The organism is Bacillus sp. Hm123 (assembly GCF_051842975.2).
In the GTDB taxonomy this organism is placed as follows: Bacteria; Bacillota; Bacilli; order Bacillales; family Domibacillaceae; genus Bacillus_CE.
Genome location: NZ_CM200277.1, coordinates 541320 through 567203 on the forward strand (window position 1 = coordinate 541320; position 25884 = coordinate 567203).

Below are 25884 nucleotides of genomic sequence, written 5' to 3' on the forward strand. Positions count from 1 at the left end.
TTGTTCAGTTTTGAAGGATGAATTCCTTCTATAACTATTACTTGTTCTTTGAAAACTGGATAATATCGTATAAAGTAACCAAGCAATAACCGAGTAATCGCCATTTTAGGTTAAGTTAGAAAGGGCGCACGGTGGATGCCTTGGCACTAGGAGCCGATGAAGGACGGGACTAACTCCGATATGCTCCGGGGAGCTGTAAGTAAGCTTTGATCCGGAGATTTCCGAATGGGGAAACCCACTGTTCGTAATGGAACAGTATCTCTATCTGAATACATAGGATAGTTGAAGGCATACCCGGGGAACTGAAACATCTAAGTACCCGGAGGAAGAGAAAGCAAATGCGATTCCCTGAGTAGCGGCGAGCGAAACGGGAACAGCCCAAACCAGAAGGCTTGCCTTCTGGGGTTGTAGGACACTCTACACGGAGTTACAAAAGAACGGGATAGGCGAAGAGGTCTGGAAAGGCCCATCAGAGAAGGTAACAATCCTGTAACCGAAATTTCGTTCTCTCCAGAGTGGATCCTGAGTACGGCGGAACACGTGAAATTCCGTCGGAATCCGGGAGGACCATCTCCCAAGGCTAAATACTCCCTAGTGACCGATAGTGAACCAGTACCGTGAGGGAAAGGTGAAAAGCACCCCGGAAGGGGAGTGAAAAAGATCCTGAAACCGTGTGCCTACAAGTAGTTAGAGCCCGTTAATGGGTGATAGCGTGCCTTTTGTAGAATGAACCGGCGAGTTACGATTTCATGCAAGGTTAAGTCAGAAAGACGGAGCCGCAGCGAAAGCGAGTCTGAATAGGGCGAATGAGTATGAGGTCGTAGACCCGAAACCAGGTGATCTACCCATGTCCAGGGTGAAGGTAAGGTAACACTTACTGGAGGCCCGAACCCACGTACGTTGAAAAGTGCGGGGATGAGGTGTGGGTAGCGGTGAAATTCCAATCGAACCTGGAGATAGCTGGTTCTCTCCGAAATAGCTTTAGGGCTAGCCTCAAGGGAAGAGTTTTGGAGGTAGAGCACTGTTTGGACTAGGGGCCCCCATCGGGTTACCGAATTCAGACAAACTCCGAATGCCAAAAACTTATCCTTGGGAGTCAGACTGCGAGTGATAAGATCCGTAGTCAAGAGGGAAACAGCCCAGACCACCAGCTAAGGTCCCAAAGTATACGTTAAGTGGAAAAGGATGTGGAGTTGCTTAGACAACCAGGATGTTGGCTTAGAAGCAGCCACCATTTAAAGAGTGCGTAATAGCTCACTGGTCGAGTGACTCTGCGCCGAAAATGTACCGGGGCTAAACGTATCACCGAAGCTGTGGATTGACATCTTTGATGTCAGTGGTAGGAGAGCGTTCTAAGGGCTGTGAAGCTAGACCGTAAGGACTGGTGGAGCGCTTAGAAGTGAGAATGCCGGTATGAGTAGCGAAAGAAGGGTGAGAATCCCTTCCACCGAATGCCTAAGGTTTCCTGAGGAAGGCTCGTCCTCTCAGGGTTAGTCGGGACCTAAGCCGAGGCCGAAAGGCGTAGGCGATGGATAACAGGTTGATATTCCTGTACCACCTATTTACCATTTGAGCAATGGGGGGACGCAGGAGGATAGGGTAAGCGCGCGAATGGAAATGCGCGTCCAAGCAGTTAGGCCGATGACGAGGCAAATCCCGTCATCATCAAGGCGGAGCTGTGACGGCGAGGGAAATATAGTACCGAAGTTCCTGATTCCACACTGCCAAGAAAAGCCTCTAGCGAGGTAAAAGGTGCCCGTACCGCAAACCGACACAGGTAGGCGAGGAGAGAATCCTAAGGTGAGCGAGTGAACTCTCGTTAAGGAACTCGGCAAAATGACCCCGTAACTTCGGGAGAAGGGGTGCTCTTTGGGGTGAATAGCCCCGAGGAGCCGCAGTGAATAGGCCCAGGCGACTGTTTAGCAAAAACACAGGTCTCTGCGAAGCCGCAAGGCGAAGTATAGGGGCTGACGCCTGCCCGGTGCTGGAAGGTTAAGGGGAGCGCTTAGCGTAAGCGAAGGTGTGAACCGAAGCCCCAGTAAACGGCGGCCGTAACTATAACGGTCCTAAGGTAGCGAAATTCCTTGTCGGGTAAGTTCCGACCCGCACGAAAGGCGTAACGATCTGGGCACTGTCTCAACGAGAGACTCGGTGAAATTATAGTACCTGTGAAGATGCAGGTTACCCGCGACAGGACGGAAAGACCCCGTGGAGCTTTACTGTAGCCTGATATTGAATTTTGGCACAGCTTGTACAGGATAGGTAGGAGCCTTTGAAGCGTGAGCGCCAGCTTACGTGGAGGCGTTGGTGGGATACTACCCTGGCTGTGTTGAACTTCTAACCCGCACCCCTGATCGGGGTGGGAGACAGTGTCAGGTGGGCAGTTTGACTGGGGCGGTCGCCTCCTAAAAAGTAACGGAGGCGCCCAAAGGTTCCCTCAGAATGGTTGGAAATCATTCGCAGAGTGTAAAGGCACAAGGGAGCTTGACTGCGAGACCTACAAGTCGAGCAGGGACGAAAGTCGGGCTTAGTGATCCGGTGGTTCCGCATGGAAGGGCCATCGCTCAACGGATAAAAGCTACCCCGGGGATAACAGGCTTATCTCCCCCAAGAGTCCACATCGACGGGGAGGTTTGGCACCTCGATGTCGGCTCATCGCATCCTGGGGCTGTAGTCGGTCCCAAGGGTTGGGCTGTTCGCCCATTAAAGCGGTACGCGAGCTGGGTTCAGAACGTCGTGAGACAGTTCGGTCCCTATCCGTCGCGGGCGCAGGAAATTTGAGAGGAGCTGTCCTTAGTACGAGAGGACCGGGATGGACGCACCGCTGGTGTACCAGTTGTCTTGCCAAAGGCATCGCTGGGTAGCTATGTGCGGACGGGATAAGTGCTGAAAGCATCTAAGCATGAAGCCCCCCTCAAGATGAGATTTCCCATAGCGCAAGCTAGTAAGATCCCTGAAAGATGATCAGGTAGATAGGTTCGAGGTGGAAGCGTGGCGACACGTGGAGCTGACGAATACTAATCGATCGAGGACTTTTCCTAGGCGATTTGCAAGGTTACAATACTTATTATCCAGTTTTGAAAGAACAACTCTTTCAAACTTTATAGTCTGGTGGCGATAGCGAAGAGGTCACACCCGTTCCCATACCGAACACGGAAGTTAAGCTCTTCAGCGCCGATGGTAGTTGGGGGTTTCCCCCTGTGAGAGTAGGAAGTTGCCAGGCACAAATAAAAGAAGCATTTCAAAAGAAAATTTTTGAAATGCTTCTTTTTTGTTTGGAAATTAAACTATTTTAGAAAAAGTCATTAAGTGGATCTTCTTTTTTCTAAAATTAAAGTATGTTACGCTTACAGTAATACCATCAGGGAAATGTTTTTTATCCTAGAGTTAAGGGGGATCACTATGTTAGAAAATAGCTTGTTTATGGTAGCTATTATTTTAATTATCAATGTTGTCTATGTATCTTTTTTTACGATTCGTATGATTTTAACATTAAAGGGGTATCGTTATCTTGCGGCATTTGTCAGCATGATTGAGATCGTTATTTATATTACGGGATTAGGGTTGGTTCTAGATAATTTAAATGAGATTCAAAATGTCATCGCTTATGCGGTTGGATATGGCCTTGGAGTTATTGTTGGTATGAAGTTAGAGGAGAAGCTAGCGCTTGGCTATATTACGGTGAATGTAATCACGAAAGAATATGATAAAGATTTACCTAAAGCTCTTCGGGCGGAAGGATACGGTGTGACGAGCTGGGCAGCTAATGGCTTAGAAGGAGAGCGGATGTCTTTGCAAATACTAACGCCGAGAAAGTACGAATTAAAATTGTATACGAAAATTAAAGAGTTAGATCCAAAAGCTTTTATCATTGCTTATGAACCGAAAACGATTCATGGTGGGTTCTGGGTGAAAAGTGTAAAAAGAGGGAAGTTGTCAGAATGAGCAAAAAGAAGAAATTTCATGTGGAACAGAATGAAACTATTGATCAATGTTTAGAGAGAATGAAGAAAGAGGGCTATGTTCCTGTCAGAAGAATGGAGCAGCCGGTATTTAAAGAAGAAGTCATCAATGGACAAAAAAAATACACCCCTGTTGGCCAAGAAATTGTATTTGAGGGGAGATTAATACCCTAAAACACGAACGTTATAAAATGTATTAAATTAATTGTTCGATTTTTTATTGACAATATGCTTTTTGACTTGTTAAGATGAAGATGAAGAAAACGAAGCCTCATATAATAGCGGGAATATGGCCCGCAAGTTTCTACCCGATTACCGTAAATGATTGGACTATGGGGAAAGCATAAATTTATCTGGATCATTTTCATGTTTAACGAGTCTTTATTTACCCAGATGAGTTGCTTTCTCTTGATTAGAAGAGGGTAACCATCTGGGTTTTCATTTTTTAAAATTGAATTGAACGTGGAGGTAAAATCATGTCAGTTGACGTTGGCGTTATTATGGGGAGTACCTCAGATTGGGACACAATGAAGCATGCATGTGACATGTTAGATGAATTGCACGTGTCTTATGAGAAAAAGGTAGTATCTGCTCATCGCACACCGGATCTTATGTTTGATTATGCAGAGAAGGCAAGAGAAAAAGGAATTAAGGTCATTATTGCAGGAGCAGGTGGAGCGGCTCACCTTCCAGGGATGGTTGCTTCTAAAACGACGCTTCCTGTAATCGGTGTACCGGTTCAATCAAAAGCTTTGAACGGATTAGATTCCTTATTATCGATTGTGCAAATGCCAGGAGGAGTTCCTGTAGCGACAGTCGCTATTGGCAAGGCAGGAGCAACGAATGCCGGCTTGCTAGCTGCCGAGATTTTATCAATTACGAATGAAGAATTAGCTAATCGTTTACAAAAAAGACGTGACGCTTTAAGAGAAACTGTGATGGAAAGTAGTGATCAGCTTGGCTAGAGCGGTAATAAAGCCCGGTCAGACAATCGGTATCATTGGCGGAGGGCAATTAGGACGAATGATGGCTTTGGCAGCAAAGGAAGCAGGCTTCAAGATTGCTGTCCTTGAACCAGGAGAGGATTCACCTTGTGGACAAGTGGCTGACATTGAAATCAACGCTTCTTACGATGATCAAGAAGCACTTGAACGTTTAGCTGAAGTGAGTGACGTAATTACGTACGAATTTGAAAATATAGATTATGCTGGTTTGAAGAAACTTCAAGAAAAAGCTTTTCTTCCGCAAGGAGCAGAATTGATTAGAATTACGCAAAATCGAGTAGCGGAAAAAGATGCGATTACAAAAGCCGGAGTCCCTGTTGCTCCTTATGTGGTAATCAACGAAACGAGCGAAATTTATGATAATATAAGTAAGCTCGGGTATCCTGCTGTATTGAAAACAGCACGCGGTGGTTACGATGGAAAAGGCCAGTTTGTGATTAAGGAATCGGCTCAAATTGAAGAAGCGGCTAAGCTTTTAGAACACGGCGAGTGCGTCCTTGAACAGTGGATTCCTTTTGATAAAGAGGTTTCAGTTATTATCCAGCGAAATATAGTTGGAGAGACTAGTTATTTTCCGGTTGGAGAAAATATTCATAAGGATAATATTCTACACGAAACGATTGTACCTGCTAGAGTGTCTAATGAAGTGGAACAAGCAGCTATTGAAGCGGCTGAAAAAATTGCAGAAGCTGTTTCGCTAGTGGGAACGCTGGCTGTTGAAATGTTTGTCGGTCAAAATGGAGAGATCTACATTAATGAGCTAGCACCAAGACCACATAATTCCGGACATTATACGATTGAAGCGTGTGATATTTCGCAATTTGGCCAACACATTCGTGCGATTTGCAACTGGCCGCTGAAGGAGCCACAATTGCTGAAACCTGCTGTGATGATCAATGTGTTAGGTGAGCATCTGGAGGGTGTGTTAAACGGCTTAGTCGAATATCCAGAATGGTCGACTCACTTATACGGAAAAGCAGAAGCAAAGGTCAAAAGAAAGATGGGGCACATCACTATCTTAACCAATGAACCGAATGAAGTGCTGGATCAGTTAGACGATAGCGGGATCTGGAGTAGCAACGAAGAAATGATCGGAGGACAAAAGAAATGATCGAACGTTATACTCGACCTGAAATGGGTGCTATTTGGACGGAGGAAAATCGCTTTAAAGCATGGTTAGAAGTAGAAATTTTAGCTTGTGAAGCTTGGGCTGAGCTTGGCGATATTCCGAAAGAAGATGTGCAAAAAATTCGTGAAAACGCAAGCTTTGATATTCAGCGTATTCAAGAGATTGAAGCAGAAACTCGTCATGATGTCGTCGCTTTTACTCGTGCGGTATCTGAAACACTTGGAGAAGAGCGTAAATGGGTACATTACGGTTTAACGTCTACGGATGTAGTGGACACAGCTCTATCTTACTTGTTAAAGCAAGCGAATGATATTTTACGCAAAGATTTAGAGAACTTTGTAGAGATTCTTCGCAATAAAGCGAAAGAGCATAAACATACGGTGATGATGGGACGTACACATGGTGTTCATGCGGAACCAACAACGTTCGGCTTGAAGCTTGCCCTTTGGTATGAAGAAATGAAACGTAATCTTGAGCGTTTCAAGCAAGCGGCAGAGGGAGTAGAATACGGAAAAATTTCTGGTGCGGTTGGTACATACGCCAATATCAACCCGTTTGTTGAAGAGTATGTATGCAACAAGCTTGGTACGAAGCCAGCACCGATTTCCACTCAAACATTACAGCGTGATCGCCATGCACATTATATGAGCACACTTGCTTTAATTGCGACATCGATTGAAAAGTTTGCGGTAGAAATTCGCGGATTACAGAAAAGTGAAACGCGTGAAGTGGAAGAGTTCTTTGCAAAAGGACAAAAAGGTTCATCTGCCATGCCACATAAGCGTAATCCAATCGGTTCAGAAAATATGACGGGTCTTGCTCGCGTCATTCGTGGACATATGTTGACGGCTTATGAAAATGTGCCACTTTGGCATGAGCGTGATATTTCACACTCTTCTGCGGAGCGCATCATTCTTCCAGATGCAACGATTGCCTTAAATTATATGCTTAACCGCTTCGGAAATATCGTGAAAAACTTAACGGTATTCCCAGAAAATATGAAGCGTAATATGGATCGTACATTAGGTCTTATCTATTCTCAACGAGTGCTGTTAGCTCTTATTGATAAAGGGATGGTACGTGAAGAAGCATATGACACGGTGCAGCCGAAAGCGATGGAAGCATGGGAAACACAAGTGCCATTCCGCACGTTAGTGGAAGCAGATGAAACGATTACATCGAAGCTATCTCAAGCAGAAATTGCCGACTGTTTTGATTACAACTATCACTTAAAACATGTCGATACCATTTTCACTCGTCTTGGGCTTGATAAGTAAATAACGGAAGTGTGCGGGCCAGCCGCACCTTCTCTAACATTCAATGACTGAAGATTGCTAATTTTCCTTAATGGGGGGAGTAATAATGGAAAAAGGCTCAATGCTTTACGAAGGAAAAGCGAAACGAATTTATGCAACGAAGAATGAAGAGATTGTATTGATTGAATACAAGGACTCAGCAACTGCTTTTAATGGGGAAAAGAAAGCGGAAATTTCCGGGAAAGGCAGATTGAACAATGAAATCAGCAGCTTAATCTTTTTAAAGCTTAAAGAGCTTGGTATTCCTTCTCATTTTATTGAGCAGCTTTCAGAGCATGAGCAGCTTGTCAAACATGTACAAATTATTCCGCTTGAAGTGGTCGTTCGCAACAAAGCGGCAGGCAGCTTAGCGAAACGTCTTGGTTTTGAAGAAGGGGCACAATTCGCTAAACCGCTCGTTGAATTTTACTACAAGAAAGACGAGCTGGGCGATCCACTTTTAACCGATGATCACATTCAGTTATTACAAGTTGCGACTGAAGCGGAAGTGGCAGTAATGAAAGAACAAGCGTTAAAAATTAATGAAGCACTTATCCCTTTGTTCGCCGAAATGGACATCGAATTGATCGACTTTAAAGTTGAGTTTGGAAAAGATCAGGATGGACAAATTATGCTAGCGGATGAAATTTCACCAGATACTTGTCGCTTATGGGAGAAAAGTACAAATCGTAAATTAGACAAAGATGTATTTCGCCGCGATTTAGGAAATTTAATTGAAGCTTATACCGAGGTATTCGAGAGACTAGGAGGAAATTCAACATGTTCAAAGTAAAAGTATACGTAACGTTAAGAGAAAGTGTATTAGATCCACAAGGAAAAGCAGTACAACAATCATTAACGAGCCTTGGCTATCAAGGTGTAGAAGATGTTCGCATCGGAAAGTATATGGAATTAACAATTGATGGCTCCAACCCGGATGTAGAAGGCACAGTGAAGGACGTGTGTGAAAAGCTTCTATCGAATCCTGTCATCGAAGACTATCGATATGAGATTGAGGAGTGTGTTGGGCAGTGAAATTCGCGGTGATTGTATTTCCAGGTTCTAACTGTGACGTTGACATGTTCCATGCAATTAAAGATGAGCTAGGGGAAAATGTGGACTATATTTGGCATGATGCTGATGATCTGAGCGCTTATGATGGCATTTTATTACCTGGTGGCTTCTCATACGGAGATTACCTTCGTTCAGGAGCAATTGCTCACCTTTCAAAGGTCATGAACGAAGTGAAGAAAGCGGCCGAAGCTGGAAAACCGATTTTAGGTGTATGTAACGGTTTTCAAATTTTACTAGAGTCTGGTTTATTACCAGGGGCGATGCTTCGCAATAAGGATTTAAAATTTATTTGTGATCCAACTGTATTACAAGTAGAAAACAACGAAACGATGTTTTCTTCCATGTATGCAAAGGGCGAAGAAATTACGATCCCAATTGCTCACGGAGAAGGAAACTATTACTGTGATGAGCAAACGTTAGAAACATTAAAAGCAAATAATCAAATTGTGTTTACTTATAAAGAAAATGTAAATGGCAGTCTAGAAAACATTGCAGGTATTGTTAATGAACAAGGAAATGTTCTTGGCATGATGCCGCATCCAGAGCGTGCTGTGGATGAGTTACTAGGCAGCGCGGACGGTTTAAAATTATTTCAATCAATTGTGAAACATTGGAGGGAATCTCATGTCGTTAATGCTTGAGCCAAATGCAGCCCAAATTAAAGAAGAAAAAATCTATCGTGAAATGGGTTTAACAGATGAAGAGTTTACGAAGGTAGAACAGATTTTAGGACGCACACCTAACTACACAGAAACAGGTTTATTCTCTGTTATGTGGTCTGAGCACTGCAGTTATAAAAACTCTAAGCCTGTACTTCGTAAGTTCCCAACTTCCGGAGAGAAAGTTCTTCAAGGACCTGGTGAAGGAGCGGGCATTGTCGATATTGGCGATGAACAAGCCGTTGTTTTCAAAATTGAAAGTCATAATCACCCATCTGCGATTGAACCGTATCAAGGTGCAGCTACAGGTGTCGGCGGAATCATTCGTGATGTTTTCTCAATGGGAGCTCGCCCGGTGGCACTATTAAACTCTCTTCGCTTCGGTGAGTTACAAACGAGCCGTGTGAAATACTTATTTGAAGAAGTTGTAGCAGGTATTGCAGGATACGGAAACTGTATCGGCATTCCAACAGTGGGTGGCGAAGTGCAATTTGACCATTCTTATGAAGGTAATCCGTTAGTCAATGCGATGTGTGTCGGGTTGATCGATCATAAAGATATTAAAAAAGGCCAAGCAAAAGGTGTGGGCAACACAGTGATGTATGTCGGTGCGAAAACGGGGCGCGATGGTATTCACGGAGCGACATTTGCTTCTGAAGAATTAAGTGAAGCATCGGATGAAAAACGTCCAGCTGTCCAAGTCGGTGACCCATTCATGGAAAAACTTTTGCTTGAAGCTTGTCTAGAATTAATTCAAAATGATGCCCTTGTCGGTATTCAAGATATGGGAGCAGCGGGATTAACAAGCTCTTCAGCTGAAATGGCTAGTAAAGCTGGTTCCGGTATTGAAATGAACATGGATTTTGTTCCTCAACGTGAAACAGGGATGACACCTTACGAAATGATGCTTTCTGAATCTCAAGAACGCATGCTGATCGTTATTAAAAAAGGTCGAGAAAAAGAAATTGAAGATTTATTTGCTAAATATGGCCTAGAAGCGGCATCTATTGGTCGAGTAACAGATGATGGCATGCTTCGTCTAGTGCATAAAGGTGAAGTTGTTGCTAACGTGCCAGCTGATGCGTTAGCAGAAGATGCACCAGTTTACTACAAGCCTTCTTCCGAGCCAGCTTATTATCGTGAGTTTCAGGAAATGGATGAGATCGTTCCTGAAGTGACAAATTATAAAGAGACGTTGCTTCAACTTCTTTCTCAACCAACGATTGCGAGCAAAGAGTGGGTATACGGACAATATGACTATCAAGTGCGTACGAATACAGTTGTATCACCTGGGTCAGACGCAGCAGTCATCCGTGTTCGCGACACAGAGAAAGCATTAGCAATGACGACAGACTGTAACTCACGCTATATCTACCTTGATCCAGAAACAGGCGGAAAAATTGCCGTAGCAGAAGCGGCGCGCAATATCGTTTGTTCCGGTGGAGAGCCTTTAGCGATTACAGACTGCTTAAATTTCGGAAGTCCAGAAAAACCAGAGATTTTCTGGCAATTAGAAAAAGCAACAGATGGAATGAGTGAAGCATGCCGCGTACTACACACACCGGTTATTGGCGGAAACGTGTCTCTATATAATGAAACAAATGGAATCGCTGTTTACCCAACACCAGTTGTCGGAATGGTTGGTTTAATTAAAGATTTGTCTCATATTACAACGCAAATGTTCAAACAAGCGGGCGACCTCATTTATGTGATTGGAGAAGCAGAAGCAGAGTTTGGCGGAAGTGAACTTCAGAAATTGCATAACGACGGCAAAATTTTCGGAAAAGCACCGAAGCTAGATTTAGCGGTAGAAGAAATGCGTCAAAAAGCTTTACTTCAAGCTATTCAACAAGGAACTGTTCAATCTGCACATGATGTGGCAGAAGGCGGATTTGCTGTCGCTTTAGCAGAAAAAGCGTTCCGTACAGGATTTGGAGCAGAAGTAACAGTTGAAGGAAATGAAACAGCCGCTTTATTTAGTGAAACGCAATCACGTTTTATTGTGACAGTTTCTAAACAGAATCGTGAGGCATTTGAAGCGATTATTCCAGAAGCTACATTGATTGGAGAAGTAACTACAGCAGCTAGTTTGACGATTAAGTATAACAACGAAGCAATCATTCAAGCGGAGGTTGGTGAACTTGAAGACGCTTGGAGAGGAGCGATCCCATGCTTGCTGAAATCAGAGGCTTAAACGAAGAGTGTGGTGTATTTGGGGTTTGGGGGCATGAAGATGCCTCCCAAATCACTTATTACGGTTTACAAAGCTTGCAGCATCGTGGTCAAGAAGGTGCAGGTGTCGTTATAACAGATGGCAAACGACTTCGTGGATTAAAGGGCGAGGGATTAGTTACAGAAATTTTTACTCAAGAGAAAATCAATGAGTTGAATGGTACTGGAGCGATTGGTCACGTTCGTTATGCCACAGCAGGAGGCGGTGGTTTTGAAAATGTACAGCCGCTTCTTTTTCACTCACAAACAGGAAGCTTAGCCCTTGCACATAATGGTAATTTAATCAATGCAACTGCACTAAGACATCAATTAGAAGCGCAAGGAAGTATTTTTCAAACGACTTCTGATACAGAAGTGCTTGCTCACTTAATTCGTCGTAGTGGATTTAGTGAAATGGAAGATCGTGTGAAAAATGCACTTTCGATGTTGAAAGGTGCGTATGCTTTCCTTGTTATGACAGAGAACGAGTTAATGGTAGCGTTAGATCCCAATGGATTGCGTCCATTATCGATTGGTCAACTAGGTGATGCGTACGTTGTTGCTTCTGAAACATGTGCCTTTGATATTGTTGGAGCGAAATTTTTGCGTGATGTGGAGCCGGGAGAGCTTATCATTATCAATCAAGATGGACTACGTTCTGAACGCTTCTCATTAGCGACGAATCAGGCAATTTGCACAATGGAATACGTTTACTTTTCCCGTCCAGACAGTGACATTCATAACATCAATGTCCATAGTGCCAGAAAGCGTATGGGTATTCAATTGGCGAAAGAAGCAAAGATTGAAGCAGATGTCGTGACAGGTGTTCCAGACTCTAGTATTTCAGCTGCAATCGGTTATGCGGAAGAATCGGGAATTCCATATGAGATGGGCTTAATTAAAAATCGTTATGTTGGCCGGACATTTATTCAACCTTCCCAAGCGCTACGTGAGCAAGGAGTAAAGATGAAACTGTCTCCTGTTCGTGGAGTTATTGAAGGGAAACGTGTCATCATGGTCGATGATTCAATCGTTCGTGGAACAACAAGTAAGCGAATTGTGAAAATGTTAAAAGATGCCGGAGCGAAAGAAGTGCATGTATGCATCAGTTCGCCACCGATCAAAAACCCTTGTTATTACGGCATTGATACATCGACGAAAGAAGAATTAATTATGGCTCACTATACAGAAGAAGAGCTTAGAGATGAAATTGGAGCTGATTCATTAACGTTTCTAAGTTTGGATGGAATGGTGGAGGCTATTGATCACGAAAAGCAAAATGGTCAATGTGGACAATGTCTCGCTTGTTTTACAGGCCAATACCCGACAGAAATTTATACGGATACGATGCATCCGCGTGATAAAGAAATAATGTGTTAAGCAGGAGAGGCTGCCTATTGAGGCAGTTTCTCTATGCACTATTTTAAGGGGGAGCAACGAATGGCAAAGGCGTACGAAGCAGCAGGAGTCAATATTGAAGCAGGCTATGAAGCAGTAGAACGGATGAAAAAGCATGTGAAACGGACAAACCGTTCAGGAGTCATGGGGGCGCTCGGAAGCTTTGGCGGCATGTTTGATTTGTCTGCTTTAAATATTAAAGAGCCTGTGTTAGTTTCCGGTACAGACGGAGTGGGCACGAAATTAAAGCTCGCTTTTGGGATGGATCGCCATGATACGATCGGGATTGATTGTGTCGCGATGTGTGTGAACGATGTCATCGTCCAAGGTGCCGAGCCGCTTTATTTTCTAGATTATATTGCATGCGGAGAAGCGGTTCCTGAGAAAATCGAGCAAATTGTGAAAGGTGTTGCCGATGGATGTGAGCAAGCGGGCTGTGCGCTAGTCGGCGGAGAAACAGCAGAAATGCCGGGGATGTACAGCGATGGAGAATATGATATTGCTGGCTACACAACAGGAGTTGTTGAAAAAAGCAAAGTCATTACAGGTGAGGATATTGAAGACGGCGATGTTATCATCGGGCTTCCATCAAGCGGATTGCATAGCAATGGCTTTTCGTTAGTACGTAAAATCTTTTTTGATACACATGATTTTCAATTAACGGATGAAGTAGAAGGCTTAACAGCACCATTAGGGGAAGTGCTGCTAACACCAACAAAAATTTATGTCAAGCCAGTGCTTGAAGTGTTAAAGAGCTTACAAGTTAAAGGGATGGCGCATATTACAGGTGGCGGCTTTATTGAAAATATTCCACGTGCGCTGCCAGCAGGTCTTGGAGCAGAGATTACTGAAGGAACATGGGAGATTCCAGATATTTTTCATGTGTTGAAAAAGTATGGAGAGCTTGAGTACAGCGAAATGTACAATATTTTCAATATGGGCATTGGTTTAGTAATGGTCGTATCGGCTAATGAAGAAGAACAGGCAAAACAGCTAATTGAACAAGCAGGGGAGAAAGCTTATACAATTGGTCGCATTATTGCTGGCGAAGGAGTTCAATTCAAGTCATGAGCATGGGGCAAATGAAAAAAATTGCTTTATTTGCTTCTGGAAGTGGAAGCAATGTTCAAGCGATTGTTGATGCAGTTCAACAAGGGGAAATTCCGGCTGAGGTGGCGATACTCATTTGCGACCAACCGGATGCATATGTGATCAAACGTGCGGAAAAACTTCAAATTCCAGTGTTTGCTTTTCGAGCGAAGGATTATTCCTCGAAAGTCGAATTTGAACGTGAGATAGTGAACAAGCTCCATGAAGCGAAAGTGGATTATATTTTTCTAGCAGGATATATGCGTTTAATTGGGGAAACGCTGCTTCATGCCTATGCAGGAAGAATTGTTAATATTCACCCATCCTTGCTTCCGGCTTTTCCGGGGAAAGATGCGATTGGACAGGCATTTGCCGCTCGCGTCAAAATTACAGGCGTCACCGTACATTTTGTCGATGAAGGCATGGACACAGGACCAATTATTGATCAAGAAAGTGTACGGATTGTCAATGACGATACGAGAGAATCTTTACAACAGAAAATTCAGCAAGTGGAGCATCAATTGTATCCGAAAGTAATTAGACAGCTTTTAACAAGTACAACTGAGGAGGAAGTAGAATAATGAAGAAACGTGCGTTAATCAGTGTATCAGATAAAAGTGGCATTGTAGATTTTGCGAAAGAGCTCGCAGCTTTAGACATCGAAATCATTTCCACAGGTGGAACAAAGAAAATGCTTGAAGAAGCGAATGTTCCAGTGATGAGTGTGAGCGACGTCACAGGGTTTCCTGAAATTTTAGAAGGTCGTGTAAAAACATTACACCCGTTTATTCATGGAGGGCTTCTTGCTAAGCGCGATCAAGCGGATCACGTGAAGCAAATGGAAGAGCAAAATATCGTACCGATTGATATTGTTTGTGTGAATCTTTATCCATTCCAACAAACGATTGCGAAGCCAGATGTGACAGTAGAAGATGCGATTGAGAACATTGATATCGGCGGCCCGACGATGTTGCGTGCAGCAGCGAAAAATCATGACTATGTCACGGTTATTGTTGATGCAGTAGATTATGACACGGTCTTAGCTGAACTAAAAGCGGATGGTCAAACGACGAAAGAAACAAGAAGAAAGCTTGCGGCAAAAGTTTTCCGTCATACGGCTTCTTATGATGCGATGATTGCCAAATATATGACAGAGTTGACGGGTGAAGAACAGCCAGAAACGATGACGTTTACATATGAATTGAAACAATCTCTTCGCTACGGAGAAAATCCACATCAACAAGCTTCTTTCTATCAAGAGCCACTTGGATCGGCTTTTTCCGTTGCTCGTTCTACACAGCTACATGGAAAGGAATTGTCTTATAACAACATTCGTGACACAGATGCCGCGCTACAAATTGTCAAAGAGTTTAGCGAGCCAGCAGCTGTTGCAGTGAAGCATATGAATCCATGCGGTGTAGGTGTTGGTACAACGATCGAAGAAGCTTATGATCGCGCGTATGCAGCTGATCCAACATCCATCTTTGGTGGTATTGTTGCTTTAAATCGCCCAGTAGATAAAGCGTTAGCTGAAAAGCTTCATGAAATTTTCCTTGAAATTATTGTTGCCCCTGAATTTACAGAGGAAGCACTTAATGTATTAACAGCGAAGAAAAATATTCGCTTATTAACGCTTCCGTTTAATGGAGAAAAATCAAAAGAAAAAGTATTAACATCCGTTGAAGGTGGATTATTGCTACAAGATTTAGATAATCATTCACTTGAAGAGGCAGATATTCGCGTGGCGACTAAGCGTGAGCCAACAGAGGAAGAATGGGCAGCGATGAAGCTTGGTTGGAAAGTCGTGAAGCATGTGAAATCGAATGCGATTGTTGTGACGAATAATGAGATGACGTTAGGCGTAGGTGCGGGGCAAATGAATCGTGTCGGTGCAGCGAAAATCGCTCTTGAGCAAGCAGGAGAAAAAGCGAAGGGTGCCGCTCTTGCATCAGATGCTTTCTTCCCGATGAATGATACAGTTGAAGCGGCAGCGAAAGCAGGCGTTACAGCGATCATCCAGCCTGGGGGCTCGATCCGCGATGAAGATTCGATCAAAAAAGCGGATGAATACGGCATTGCGATGGTCTTCACTGGCGTTAGACATTTTAAACATTAATTTTAAGCGAGGTGAACGGAAATGAAGGTACTTGTCATTGGACGAGGCGGCAGAGAACATGCCATTTGTAAAAAGCTTGCAGAAAGCCCTCAAGTAGAAAAAGTATTTTGTGCCCCAGGTAATGCTGGGATCGCGTATGATGCTGAGCTTGTCGCGATTGATGAGATGAGCTTCGAGGAGCTAGCCACATTTGCATTAGAAAACCACGTTGATTTAACGGTAGTAGGACCTGAAAATCCACTGCATGCCGGAATCGTCGATCATCTAGTAGCCAAAGGACTAAAAGTGTATGGTCCTAATCAAGCAGCGGCTGTACTCGAAGGCAGTAAATCCTTTGCAAAAATGATGATGGAAAAATACAATATTCCAACCGCTCATTACAAAGCGTTTCATTCTTATGATGAAGCGAAAGCATATATTGAAGAGCAAGGAGCTCCCATTGTCCTCAAAGCGGACGGTCTAGCTGCTGGTAAAGGGGTAACAGTTGCGATGACTTTGGAAGAAGCTCTGACTTCTCTTGAAGAAATGATGCTAGATAAAAAGTTTGGTGACGCATCTAGCAAGGTAGTTATCGAGCAGTTTCTACAAGGAGAAGAGTATTCTTTAATGGCGTTTGTCAATGGAGAAAATGTTTATCCGATGGAGGCTGCGCAAGATCATAAGCGGGCGTTTGATAATGATGAAGGTCCGAATACAGGTGGTATGGGTGCCTATTCCCCAATCCCTCATATTTCTAAAGAAGTGATCGAGCAATCTGTCCAAGAAGTTTTGCTACCGATTGCTAAAGGAATGGTAGCAGAAGGTCGTTCATTTACAGGAATTATTTTCGCCGGCCTTATGCTTACCGAGGAGGGACCAAAAACAATTGAGTTTAACGCGCGATTTGGCGACCCGGAAACACAAGTGGTGCTTCCGCGCTTACAATCGGACCTTGCTCAAGTATTCCTTGATGTATTAGATGGAAAAAATCCTGGGCTACAATGGAAGGATGAATCCGTTCTCGGTGTTGTATTAGCAGCAAACGGTTATCCAGAAAGCTACGAAAAAGGTCATTCAATTAAAGGAATGACCCAAGTTGATGCCTCTGCAGTATTACATGCGGGCACATTCAAAAATGAAGAAGGCGTAATTTGTGCGAATGGTGGCCGTGTTCTCCTTGTTACAGGAAAAGCGCCGACGATTCAAGAAGCTCAGCAACAAGCGTATGATAATATTAGCTCGATAGAAAAAGATCACTTTTTCTACCGGAAAGATATTGGCAACCGTGCTATTGCGCGCGCCTCTTCGAACGTCTAACATAAACAAAAAGAGTGGCAATTACACTGCCGATAATGATTGCTATGATAAATGACATATCGGTCATATATTCCATGAACATCGTTTTCAACTCCTTTTTAGGGAGGCTGTCTCTAAGGCAGCCTCTTTTTTGGCTAGAGAGGATCATTCCAGTCCATACGTCGCTGAATGGTGTCTTCCGCTTTTCGAGTGTCCAGCTCCGCCTCCTAGACACTCGAGTCAAATGCCAGCCTGACTGCATGGCTGAAGAACGCCATTCCGTCATTCTGTCATTTGCTTGTCGTGTCTGGACAGTCGGCTCCGCCTTTCGATTTCACATTTTGTTCAAAAAAAGTGTAGTTCTTTAGAGCGTTAAACTGTAAAATATGTTACGATAATCAATAATTTAATAAATGGAATGATAACTTCCTTTTAGGAGGCTGTATAAATGTTAGAACAAAGATATCGCTGGAGGAACAGGCAGCTTAGAGCACATGTGGCGGTGGTTAATGGAGAGATTTCTCCGACGTTAGTTCTGACCAATGCCCGTTTTTTGCACTCAATCCTTAAACAATGGGTGACAGCTAATATTTGGATTTATGAAGATCGTATTGTGTATGTTGGTGAGGAAATGCCAACTAGTAAAGGCTCTTACGAAATATATGACTGTCAGGACAAAACGTTAGTCCCAGGTTATATCGAACCGCATGTTCATCCGTTTCTGCTTTATAATCCCCAAACTTTTGCTGAATATGCAGTGAAAACAGGAACGACTACTTTCATCAATGACAACTTAATGTTATTTTTACTGTTGGAAGAAAAGAAAGCGTTTTCTTTGCTTGAAGAATTACGGACATTGCCAGTTAGCATGTATTGGTGGTGCCGCTATGATGCACAGACAGAATTAGCGAATGAGGAAGAAATTTTTTCAAATACAGCAGTGAAGTCATGGATAGAGCATGAGGCAGTTATCCAAGGGGGAGAACTGACTGGATGGCCGAAGCTTTTAGACGGCGATGATATGATGTTACATTGGATTCAAGAAACAAAGCGGATGCGCAAAAGAATTGAAGGTCACTTCCCAGGCGCCTCTGAAAAAACGTTGACAAAGATGGCGTTGCTTGGTGCAGATAGCGACCATGAATCGATGAGTGGAGAAGATATTAAGAAGCGCTTAATGGCAGGATATATGGTTTCTTTACGCCATTCATCAATTCGACCAGACCTGGAATTGTTGCTTCAGGAAATGAAAGAAATGAATTTGAATCAATACGATATGATGATGTTTACAACAGACGGTGCAGCTCCTGCTTTTTATGAAAAAGGGATTTTAGACTGGATGATTGCTAAGGCAATTGAATATGGCGTTCCACCGATGGATGCTTATCATATGGCGAGCTATAACGTGGCGAAATATTATCGGGTGGATCATTTACATGGCGTGATTGCACCGGGAAGAGTAGCTAACATCAATATATTAGAAAATGAATATCACCCTACTCCAATTGCTGTTTTGTCAAAAGGTGAATGGGTGAAAAAGGAAGATAAATCGGTACCAGCTTTCCCTTCAATCAATTGGGAGAAGTATGGATTTGGTCCGTTGAAGTTAGATTGGAAGCTGCAAGAGGAGGATTTACAGTTTTCTATGCCGTTTGGAATTGAAATGGTGAACAATGTGATCACGAAGCCGTATTCTCTTGAAGTCGATGTTTCAGGCGATGAACTTCACCAGACAGACGATGAAAACTTTTTAGTCTTGTTAGACCGACATGGGAAATGGCGAGTGAATACGACGATCAAAGGGTTTGCGACGAATGTTCAAGGATTTGCTTCCTCGTTTTCGAATACAGGTGATATTATTCTGATCGGAAAATGTAAACGAGAGATAGAGCGAGCCTTCTCTCGCATGAAAGAAATCGGTGGAGGGGTAGTGCTTGCTGAAAATGAACAAATCGTCCACGAAATTCCTTTGGAGCTTTCAGGTATGATGTCTATTAAACCGATAGAGGAATTAATAACAGAAGAAGTCGAGTTGAAAAAACTGTTAGTTGATCGTGGCTACCAATTCGATGACCCGATCTATACATTACTTTTTTTATCATCTACACATTTACCATACATTCGCATCACTTCACATGGAATGTATGATGTCATGAAGAAAACGGTACTCTTTCCGACTATAATGCGTTAAAATAGTAAAGTGAAGAGAATTTATATGGGAGTTTTGTATGAGAAAATTAACCATCATGACCTTACTAACAAGTGCGGTTCTATTAAGCGGTTGTTGGGGACAGAAAGAGAACGATGAAGCTCAGAAGGAAAATGGAGAGACTTTGCCAGCCAATAAAGGTAACTATATTTCTCCGTTAACTGGAGAGAAAACACAGGAAAAGCCAAACCAACGAGCGACAGCGGTTGTTATTAATAATCATCCAAAATCACGTCCACAAACTGGATTGGCCCAGGCAGATGTTGTATATGAAGTAATGGTTGAAGGGAATATGACACGTTTTCTAGCCATTTATCAAAGTCAACAGCCAGAAAAAATAGGTCCTGTGCGAAGTGCGAGGGATTATTTTATCGATTTAGCTAATGGATACGACAGTTTATTTATCGCACATGGTTATAGTCCAGTTGCGAAAGAGGTCCTTCAAAATGGAGAGATTGATCAGATCAATGGAATTCAATATGATGGAACCATTTTTCAACGAGATCCTTCCAGAGTAGCTCCTCATAATTCTTATATGATGTTTGATGAAATGAATGAGGTAGCAACGGAGAAAGGCTATGATTTGCAGACGCCTCCTGACAGTCTGAACTTTATGAAGCAAGCTGAAGCGAAAGAGCTAGCAGGACAAAAAGCAGAAACCGTTCATATTCGCTACTCTAATCAAGCGGCTTTTCAAGTAGAGTACAAGTATGACAAAAAGCAACAGAGCTATGAGCGATGGACTAGTGGAGAAAAAGAATTAGATCGCGAAACGCAAGAGGCTGTATTAGCGGACAACATCCTTGTTATTGAAGCTGGTCATCGTGTCGTTGATTCGGAAGGACGATTAGATATTGATTTATCTTCAGGTGGTTCGGCTTACCTGATTCAACGTGGGGTTGTTCACCAAGTTGAGTGGTCTAATGTCAACGGGCGTATTATCCCTTTTAAAAAAGGATCGATGCTTGAGTTTATTCCTGGTAACACCTGGATTCAAGTGATTCCTGCCTCAAAAGGACTCAATCAAATAGTTGAATTTGCAAAATAATTAGCGAAGGGGTTTGAAGCATCATATGCAGATTGAAAAATTACGTGGAAAAGAGCTAGATCAGCTATTTGAGGCAATTTTGTCTCTTCGTGATTTAGAAGAATGTTATTTATTTTTCGATGACCTTTGTACAGTCAATGAAATTCAGTCACTCGCTCAACGTCTTGAAGTTGCTCGCATGCTTAAAGAAGGTAAAACTTACCATAAAATTGAATCGGGTACCGGTGCATCTACGGCTACCATTTCTCGTGTCAAGCGTTGCTTAAACTACGGAAATGATGCGTATCAGCTCGTTCTTGATCGAATTAAAGAACCATCCGAATAAAAGTAAAGGGTCTGACTCCCACTGCATACATATACGATGCGATGGCGGTCAGGCCCTTGTTTTAATGTTATAATGAAGGGTGCCAAATATTTTGGTTGCTTTTTTGAATATAGAATGGGAGGAAATTAGATGTATGATGTGCGCGAATGGCGTCATGTGTTTAAGTTAGATCCAAATAAAGAGATAAATGACGAGGCGTTAGAAAGATTATGTGAATCAGGTACGGATGCGATTTTAATTGGGGGCAGTGATGGGGTTACATTAGAAAATGTTCTTGATTTAATGGCGCGAGTTCGGCGATATACTGTGCCGTGTGTACTGGAAGTGTCTACTATCGAATCAATTACACCAGGGTTCGATTTATATTTTATTCCGACGGTGCTTAATAGTCAGAAAGCAGAATGGATTACAGGCCTTCATCATGAGGCGATCAAAGAATTCGGTGAATTGATGGATTGGGAAGAGATCTATGCAGAAGGATATTGTATCGCTAATCCTGATTGTAAAGCGGCCGCATTAACAGAAGCAAAAGCGCCATTATCTAAAGAAGATATTGTTGCTTATGCCATGATGGCAGAGAATATAATGCGTTTGCCTTTGTTTTATTTAGAGTACAGTGGGGCATATGGAGATGTAGAAGCTGTCAAGGCAGTAAGAGAGACGTTAAAGAATACGACCTTTATTTACGGTGGCGGCATTCAGACGGCCGTTCAAGCAAAAGAAATGGCTCAATATGCGGATATCGTTGTGATCGGTAACGTCATTTATGAACAGCTAACAGAAGCAATAAAAACTGTTACAGCAGTGAAAAATGATGTACAATAAGAACATACGTTTGTAGGTGGTGAAAGAATGAATTTTTTAACTGAAAAATTATTAACAGGCTTAAATCCTGAACAGCAGGAAGCAGTGAAGACGACGGAAGGTCCGTTATTGATTATGGCTGGAGCCGGTTCGGGCAAAACGAAAGTGCTCACTCATCGAATTGCTTATTTAATGGTGGAAAAGGGTGTGAATCCGTATAACATTCTCGCAATTACCTTTACTAATAAGGCGTCACGTGAGATGAAAGAGCGGATTGGACGATTGCTTGGCGGGGCCGCAGAAGATATTTGGATTTCTACGTTCCACTCGATGTGTGTGCGCATTTTACGCAGAGACATCGACCGCATCGGCTACAATCGCAACTTTACCATTTTAGATACGACTGATCAGCAATCGGTGATCAAAGGCATTCTAAAAGAAAAAAATCTTGATCCGAAGAAATTTGATCCTCGTGGTTTATTGGCCTCCATTAGTTCCGCTAAAAATGAACTAATTGATCCTGAAACGTTCAGCAAACGTCAAGGTGGCTACATGGATCAAGTTGTCAGCGAAGTGTACACCGAATATCAAAAAAGGCTGAAGAAAAACCAAGCGCTAGATTTTGATGATTTAATTATGATCACAATTCAATTGTTTCAGCGCGTTCCGGAAGTGTTGGAGTTTTATCAACGGAAATTCCAATACATTCACGTGGATGAGTACCAGGACACGAATCGGGCCCAATATATGTTAGTGAAACTATTAGCGAGCCGCTTCCATAATTTATGTGTGGTTGGGGACTCAGATCAATCGATCTATCGCTGGCGGGGCGCAGATATTGCGAATATCTTGTCGTTTGAAAAGGATTATCCGCAATCGAGGTCAATTTTTCTTGAGCAAAATTATCGCTCGACGCAATTGATTTTACAAGCAGCGAATGAAGTGATCAAAAACAATTCGAATCGTAAGCCGAAGAAGTTATGGACGGAGAATCAAGAGGGGCGTAAATTGTCTTATTATCGTGGAGATAATCAGCAAACAGAAGCGCAGTTTGTCGCTGGGAAAATTAAAGAAATGACTGATAGCGGCAAGCGAAAACGGTCAGATGTGGCGATTTTATATCGGACGAATGCTCAGTCTCGTGTGATCGAGGAAGTATTGATGAAGTCGAATATTGAGTATACAATTGTCGGCGGAATCAAGTTCTATGATCGTAAAGAGATTAAAGATTTATTAGCATACTTGCGTTTAATCGCTAATCCAGATGATGATATTAGCTTGCAGCGGATTATTAATGTGCCGAAGCGAGGCTTAGGCTCCACGTCTCTCGATAAGATTTCTCGTTACGCTCAAGAAAATGATTTAACGATATATCAAGCGTTAGCAGAGGCAGATTTTATCGGTTTGAGCGGAAAAGCGGCGAAAACAGCGATTGAATTTCGTCGATTAATTGAAACATATACACAGCAGCAAGAGTATTTGTCAGTGTCTGAACTAGTAGAAGAAGTGTTAGAGCGCACTGGTTATCGCGATATGTTGAAGGCGGAAAAAACGATCGAATCGCAAAGCCGACTTGAAAATATTGAAGAGTTTTTATCCGTAACGAACAGCTTTGAAGAGGCGAATGAGGATAAAAGTTTAATCGCCTTTTTAACCGATTTAGCGCTTGTAGCAGATATCGACCAGCTCGGCAAAGAAGAGGAAGAACAAGATGCGGTCGTATTAATGACTTTGCACTCCGCTAAAGGTCTTGAGTTCCCAGTCGTCTTTTTAATGGGCATGGAAGAAGGGGTATTCCCGCATAGTCGCTCATTAATGGAAGAGGAAGAAATGGAAGAAGAAAGACGTTTGGCTTATGTCGGAATTACTAGAGCAGAAGAAGAGTTATATTTAACAAATGCTCAAATGCGCACTTTATATGGTCGAACAAATATGAATCCAGTGTCCCGCTTTATTGGTGAAATTCCAGCGGATTTGATTGATAATATGGCAGCTGCTGAAAGAGTCAACACGCCATTTGGGGTGAGAACTCAATCGCAAGCACCACGCCGTCCGATGGCACGCCCGCAAATTAATACAGCGAGTAGCGGTGCTGATTGGAAAGTGGGCGATAAAGCGAGCCATAAGAAATGGGGCACAGGTACGGTCGTTAGCGTAAAAGGCAGTGGAGATGGTGTCGAATTAGATATTGCTTTTCCAAGTCCGACGGGCATTAAGCGACTGCTAGCTAAATTTGCACCGATTGAAAAAGTTTAAAAAGAAAGGGTGTCTTGATGGACAAAACTAAAGCAGAACAACGAGTACAGGAGCTCCATAATATATTGAATCAATACAATTATGAGTACTATGTACTGGATCAACCGTCTGTACCTGACGCTGAATATGATCGTTTAATGCAAGAATTAATCAAGATAGAGAATGACTTTCCTGATTTACAAACACCAGATTCCCCTACTCAGCGCGTGGGGGGAGAGGTGCTTGAGATGTTTAATAAAGTCCGTCATGATACAGCGATGTTAAGTCTAGGCAACGCTTTTAATGAAGGCGATTTACGCGATTTTGACCGTAAAGTGAAGCAGGCGATCGGTGAGGAAAGCTATGCCTACGTCTGTGAACTGAAAATTGATGGACTAGCCGTTTCATTAAAATATGAGCAAGGATTATTTGTTCAAGGAGCGACCCGTGGAGATGGAACGACAGGTGAAGATATTACCGCCAATTTAAAAACAATTCGCTCGATTCCATTGCGGATTAATCAGCCTTTTACATTAGAAGTGCGTGGCGAGGCATTTATGCCAAAGCAGTCATTTATTGCATTAAATGCGATTAAAGATGAAAAGGGCGAGGAGCCATTTGCGAATCCACGCAATGCGGCAGCTGGTTCTTTGCGCCAGTTGGACCCTCGAATTGCGGCTTCTCGTAATCTCGATATTTTCTTATATGGAGTAGCCAATCCCGGAGAAACTGGAGTCACTTCTCATAGCAATGGTCTCGATTTACTGGATGATTTAGGCTTTAAAACAAACAAAAAGCGAAAAGTATGCGATAATATCGATGAAGTAATTGACTATGTAGCCAGTTGGGTAGATAAACGTCCTAGCCTACCTTACGAAATTGATGGAATTGTCATCAAAGTCGATTCACTTGAACAGCAACAGGAGCTTGGAGCAACAGCGAAAAGTCCACGCTGGGCAATTGCCTACAAATTTCCGGCTGAAGAAGTAGTGACGAAGCTAATGGACATTACGTTAAGTGTCGGACGGACAGGCGTGGTGACCCCGACTGCGATTTTACAGCCGGTACGTGTAGCGGGAACAACGGTGCAACGCGCTTCGTTACACAATGAGGATTTAATTAGAGAAAAGGACATTAAGCTTGGAGATTATGTCGTTATCAAAAAAGCGGGGGATATCATCCCAGAAGTTGTCAATGTGATTGCGGAACGCCGAACAGGCGAGGAAGAGGAATTTCATATGCCGACGCACTGCCCGGAATGTGACGGGGAGCTCGTTCGGTTAGAAGAAGAAGTGGCCCTTCGTTGTATGAACCCGAAATGCCCTGCACAAATTCGGGAAGGGATGATTCACTTCGTTTCCCGTAATGCGATGAACATTGATGGCTGCGGTGAAAAAGTAGTGGCTCAGCTGTATCGCGAACAGCTTATTCAAGATGTATCCGATCTCTACAAGCTAACGAAAGAACAACTAATCAACTTAGAGCGCATGGGTGAAAAATCAGCCGATAATTTACTCCAAGCGATTAAAACATCAAAGGAAAACTCCTTAGAAAAACTATTGTTTGGTCTTGGCATTCGCCACGTGGGCGCCAAAGCAGCGAAAACATTGGCGCAACACTTTGAAACGATGGATGCATTGGCTGAAGCGGATTTTGAACAATTAACGGCCATTCATGAAATCGGTGATAAAATGGCGGAAGCAATTGTTGCTTATTTCCACTTACCAGAAGTGGCAGAGCTCATCGAACATCTCAAAGCGGCTGGTGTCAACATGGTGTATAAAGGTCCGAAGCTTGCGGCAGTGGAACAGTCCGATTCTTTCTTTGCTGGAAAAACGGTTGTATTAACAGGAAAACTATATCAGTTGACGCGTAATGAAGCGAAAGAACGCATAGAAGCACTTGGTGGAAAAGTATCAGGTAGTGTGAGCAAAAAGACGGATCTCGTCATTGCTGGAGAAGAAGCCGGTTCTAAATTAGCAAAAGCGACGGAATTAGGCATTGATGTATGGGACGAACAAAAGCTATTAGACGAACTTAATTAATAAGAG

At 43.0% G+C, this 25884-nt stretch carries 21 protein-coding genes, 2 rRNA genes and 1 riboswitch; of the genes, 22 read left to right on the forward strand and 1 reads right to left on the reverse strand.

The window, feature by feature from the left end:
• Positions 1-108: 108 nt before the first annotated feature.
• From ACSVDJ_RS02975 to purD, 16 genes are all read left to right on the forward strand, one after another.
• A 23S ribosomal RNA gene (locus ACSVDJ_RS02975) occupies positions 109-3041 on the forward strand.
• 66 nt (positions 3042-3107) lie between these two features.
• Positions 3108-3223 (forward strand): 5S ribosomal RNA (rrf, locus tag ACSVDJ_RS02980).
• A 179-nt stretch (positions 3224-3402) separates the two neighbouring features.
• Positions 3403-3945 carry a DUF2179 domain-containing protein gene (locus tag ACSVDJ_RS02985; RefSeq protein ID WP_439170575.1) on the forward strand — a complete coding sequence of 181 codons (543 nt, stop codon included), beginning with the start codon at positions 3403-3405 and terminating at the stop codon, positions 3943-3945.
• The gene (locus ACSVDJ_RS02990) at positions 3942-4136 is read left to right on the forward strand and encodes an NETI motif-containing protein (RefSeq protein WP_439170576.1); all 195 of its coding nucleotides are present in this window, start codon (positions 3942-3944) and stop codon (positions 4134-4136) included. Before ACSVDJ_RS02985 ends, ACSVDJ_RS02990 begins: the two co-directional genes overlap by 4 nt.
• A 77-nt stretch (positions 4137-4213) precedes the next feature.
• Positions 4214-4315, forward strand: a riboswitch (purine riboswitch).
• 123 nt (positions 4316-4438) lie between these two features.
• Positions 4439-4927, forward strand: coding sequence for a 5-(carboxyamino)imidazole ribonucleotide mutase (gene purE, locus ACSVDJ_RS02995; RefSeq protein WP_439170577.1), 489 nt, complete (start codon positions 4439-4441; stop codon positions 4925-4927).
• Positions 4920-6077, forward strand: coding sequence for a 5-(carboxyamino)imidazole ribonucleotide synthase (gene purK / locus ACSVDJ_RS03000; protein WP_439170579.1), 1158 nt, complete (start codon positions 4920-4922; stop codon positions 6075-6077). The genes purE and purK overlap by 8 nt, the downstream gene beginning before the upstream one ends.
• Positions 6074-7372, forward strand: coding sequence for an adenylosuccinate lyase (gene purB / locus ACSVDJ_RS03005; protein WP_439170581.1), 1299 nt, complete (start codon positions 6074-6076; stop codon positions 7370-7372). Before purK ends, purB begins: the two co-directional genes overlap by 4 nt.
• An 85-nt stretch (positions 7373-7457) precedes the next feature.
• Positions 7458-8183 carry a phosphoribosylaminoimidazolesuccinocarboxamide synthase gene (purC, locus tag ACSVDJ_RS03010; RefSeq protein WP_439170582.1) on the forward strand — a complete coding sequence of 242 codons (726 nt, stop codon included), beginning with the start codon at positions 7458-7460 and terminating at the stop codon, positions 8181-8183.
• The gene (purS, locus tag ACSVDJ_RS03015) at positions 8171-8425 is read left to right on the forward strand and encodes a phosphoribosylformylglycinamidine synthase subunit PurS (RefSeq protein ID WP_439170583.1); all 255 of its coding nucleotides are present in this window, start codon (positions 8171-8173) and stop codon (positions 8423-8425) included. Before purC ends, purS begins: the two co-directional genes overlap by 13 nt.
• The gene (purQ, locus tag ACSVDJ_RS03020) at positions 8422-9105 is read left to right on the forward strand and encodes a phosphoribosylformylglycinamidine synthase subunit PurQ (protein WP_439170585.1); all 684 of its coding nucleotides are present in this window, start codon (positions 8422-8424) and stop codon (positions 9103-9105) included. Before purS ends, purQ begins: the two co-directional genes overlap by 4 nt.
• Positions 9089-11317, forward strand: coding sequence for a phosphoribosylformylglycinamidine synthase subunit PurL (gene purL, locus ACSVDJ_RS03025; RefSeq protein WP_439170587.1), 2229 nt, complete (start codon positions 9089-9091; stop codon positions 11315-11317). Before purQ ends, purL begins: the two co-directional genes overlap by 17 nt.
• The gene (gene purF / locus ACSVDJ_RS03030) at positions 11293-12714 is read left to right on the forward strand and encodes an amidophosphoribosyltransferase (RefSeq protein ID WP_439170588.1); all 1422 of its coding nucleotides are present in this window, start codon (positions 11293-11295) and stop codon (positions 12712-12714) included. Before purL ends, purF begins: the two co-directional genes overlap by 25 nt.
• Before the next feature lie 60 nt (positions 12715-12774).
• Positions 12775-13803 carry a phosphoribosylformylglycinamidine cyclo-ligase gene (purM, locus tag ACSVDJ_RS03035; protein ID WP_439170590.1) on the forward strand — a complete coding sequence of 343 codons (1029 nt, stop codon included), beginning with the start codon at positions 12775-12777 and terminating at the stop codon, positions 13801-13803.
• Between the two features lie 11 nt (positions 13804-13814).
• A complete protein-coding gene (gene purN / locus ACSVDJ_RS03040) occupies positions 13815-14402 on the forward strand; it encodes a phosphoribosylglycinamide formyltransferase (protein ID WP_439170647.1) in 588 nt (195 codons plus the stop codon).
• Entirely contained in the window at positions 14402-15937 is a 1536-nt protein-coding gene (gene purH, locus ACSVDJ_RS03045; RefSeq protein WP_439170591.1) for a bifunctional phosphoribosylaminoimidazolecarboxamide formyltransferase/IMP cyclohydrolase, read from the forward strand. The genes purN and purH overlap by 1 nt, the downstream gene beginning before the upstream one ends.
• Before the next feature lie 21 nt (positions 15938-15958).
• Positions 15959-17233 (forward strand): phosphoribosylamine--glycine ligase, encoded by a 1275-nt coding sequence (gene purD / locus ACSVDJ_RS03050; protein WP_439170592.1) that lies wholly within the window; start codon positions 15959-15961, stop codon positions 17231-17233.
• Here purD and ACSVDJ_RS03055 read toward each other — a convergent pair.
• Positions 17205-17498, reverse strand: a complete 294-nt coding sequence (locus ACSVDJ_RS03055; RefSeq protein ID WP_439170593.1) for an EYxxD motif small membrane protein — start codon at positions 17496-17498, stop codon at positions 17205-17207. The two genes, purD and ACSVDJ_RS03055, sit on opposite strands and share 29 nt — an antisense overlap.
• 162 nt (positions 17499-17660) lie before the next feature.
• Here ACSVDJ_RS03055 and ACSVDJ_RS03060 point away from each other — a divergent pair, with 162 nt between their 5' ends.
• The 6 genes from ACSVDJ_RS03060 to ligA all read left to right on the forward strand — a co-directional run bounded on the left by ACSVDJ_RS03060 (position 17661) and on the right by ligA (position 25878).
• Entirely contained in the window at positions 17661-19403 is a 1743-nt protein-coding gene (locus ACSVDJ_RS03060) for an adenine deaminase C-terminal domain-containing protein (RefSeq protein ID WP_439170594.1), read from the forward strand.
• A gap of 37 nt (positions 19404-19440) precedes the next feature.
• Complete coding sequence (locus tag ACSVDJ_RS03065; RefSeq protein ID WP_439170595.1) at positions 19441-20469, forward strand: DUF3048 domain-containing protein; 1029 nt, start codon at positions 19441-19443, stop codon at positions 20467-20469.
• Between the two features lie 25 nt (positions 20470-20494).
• Positions 20495-20794 carry a YerC/YecD family TrpR-related protein gene (locus ACSVDJ_RS03070; protein WP_439170596.1) on the forward strand — a complete coding sequence of 100 codons (300 nt, stop codon included), beginning with the start codon at positions 20495-20497 and terminating at the stop codon, positions 20792-20794.
• 129 nt (positions 20795-20923) lie between these two features.
• Positions 20924-21619 (forward strand): heptaprenylglyceryl phosphate synthase, encoded by a 696-nt coding sequence (pcrB, locus tag ACSVDJ_RS03075; protein WP_439170598.1) that lies wholly within the window; start codon positions 20924-20926, stop codon positions 21617-21619.
• Between the two features lie 27 nt (positions 21620-21646).
• A complete protein-coding gene (gene pcrA, locus ACSVDJ_RS03080; protein ID WP_439170599.1) occupies positions 21647-23854 on the forward strand; it encodes a DNA helicase PcrA in 2208 nt (735 codons plus the stop codon).
• 17 nt (positions 23855-23871) lie between these two features.
• Complete coding sequence (gene ligA, locus ACSVDJ_RS03085; RefSeq protein ID WP_439170600.1) at positions 23872-25878, forward strand: NAD-dependent DNA ligase LigA; 2007 nt, start codon at positions 23872-23874, stop codon at positions 25876-25878.
• The last annotated feature ends 6 nt before the right edge of the window (positions 25879-25884 follow it).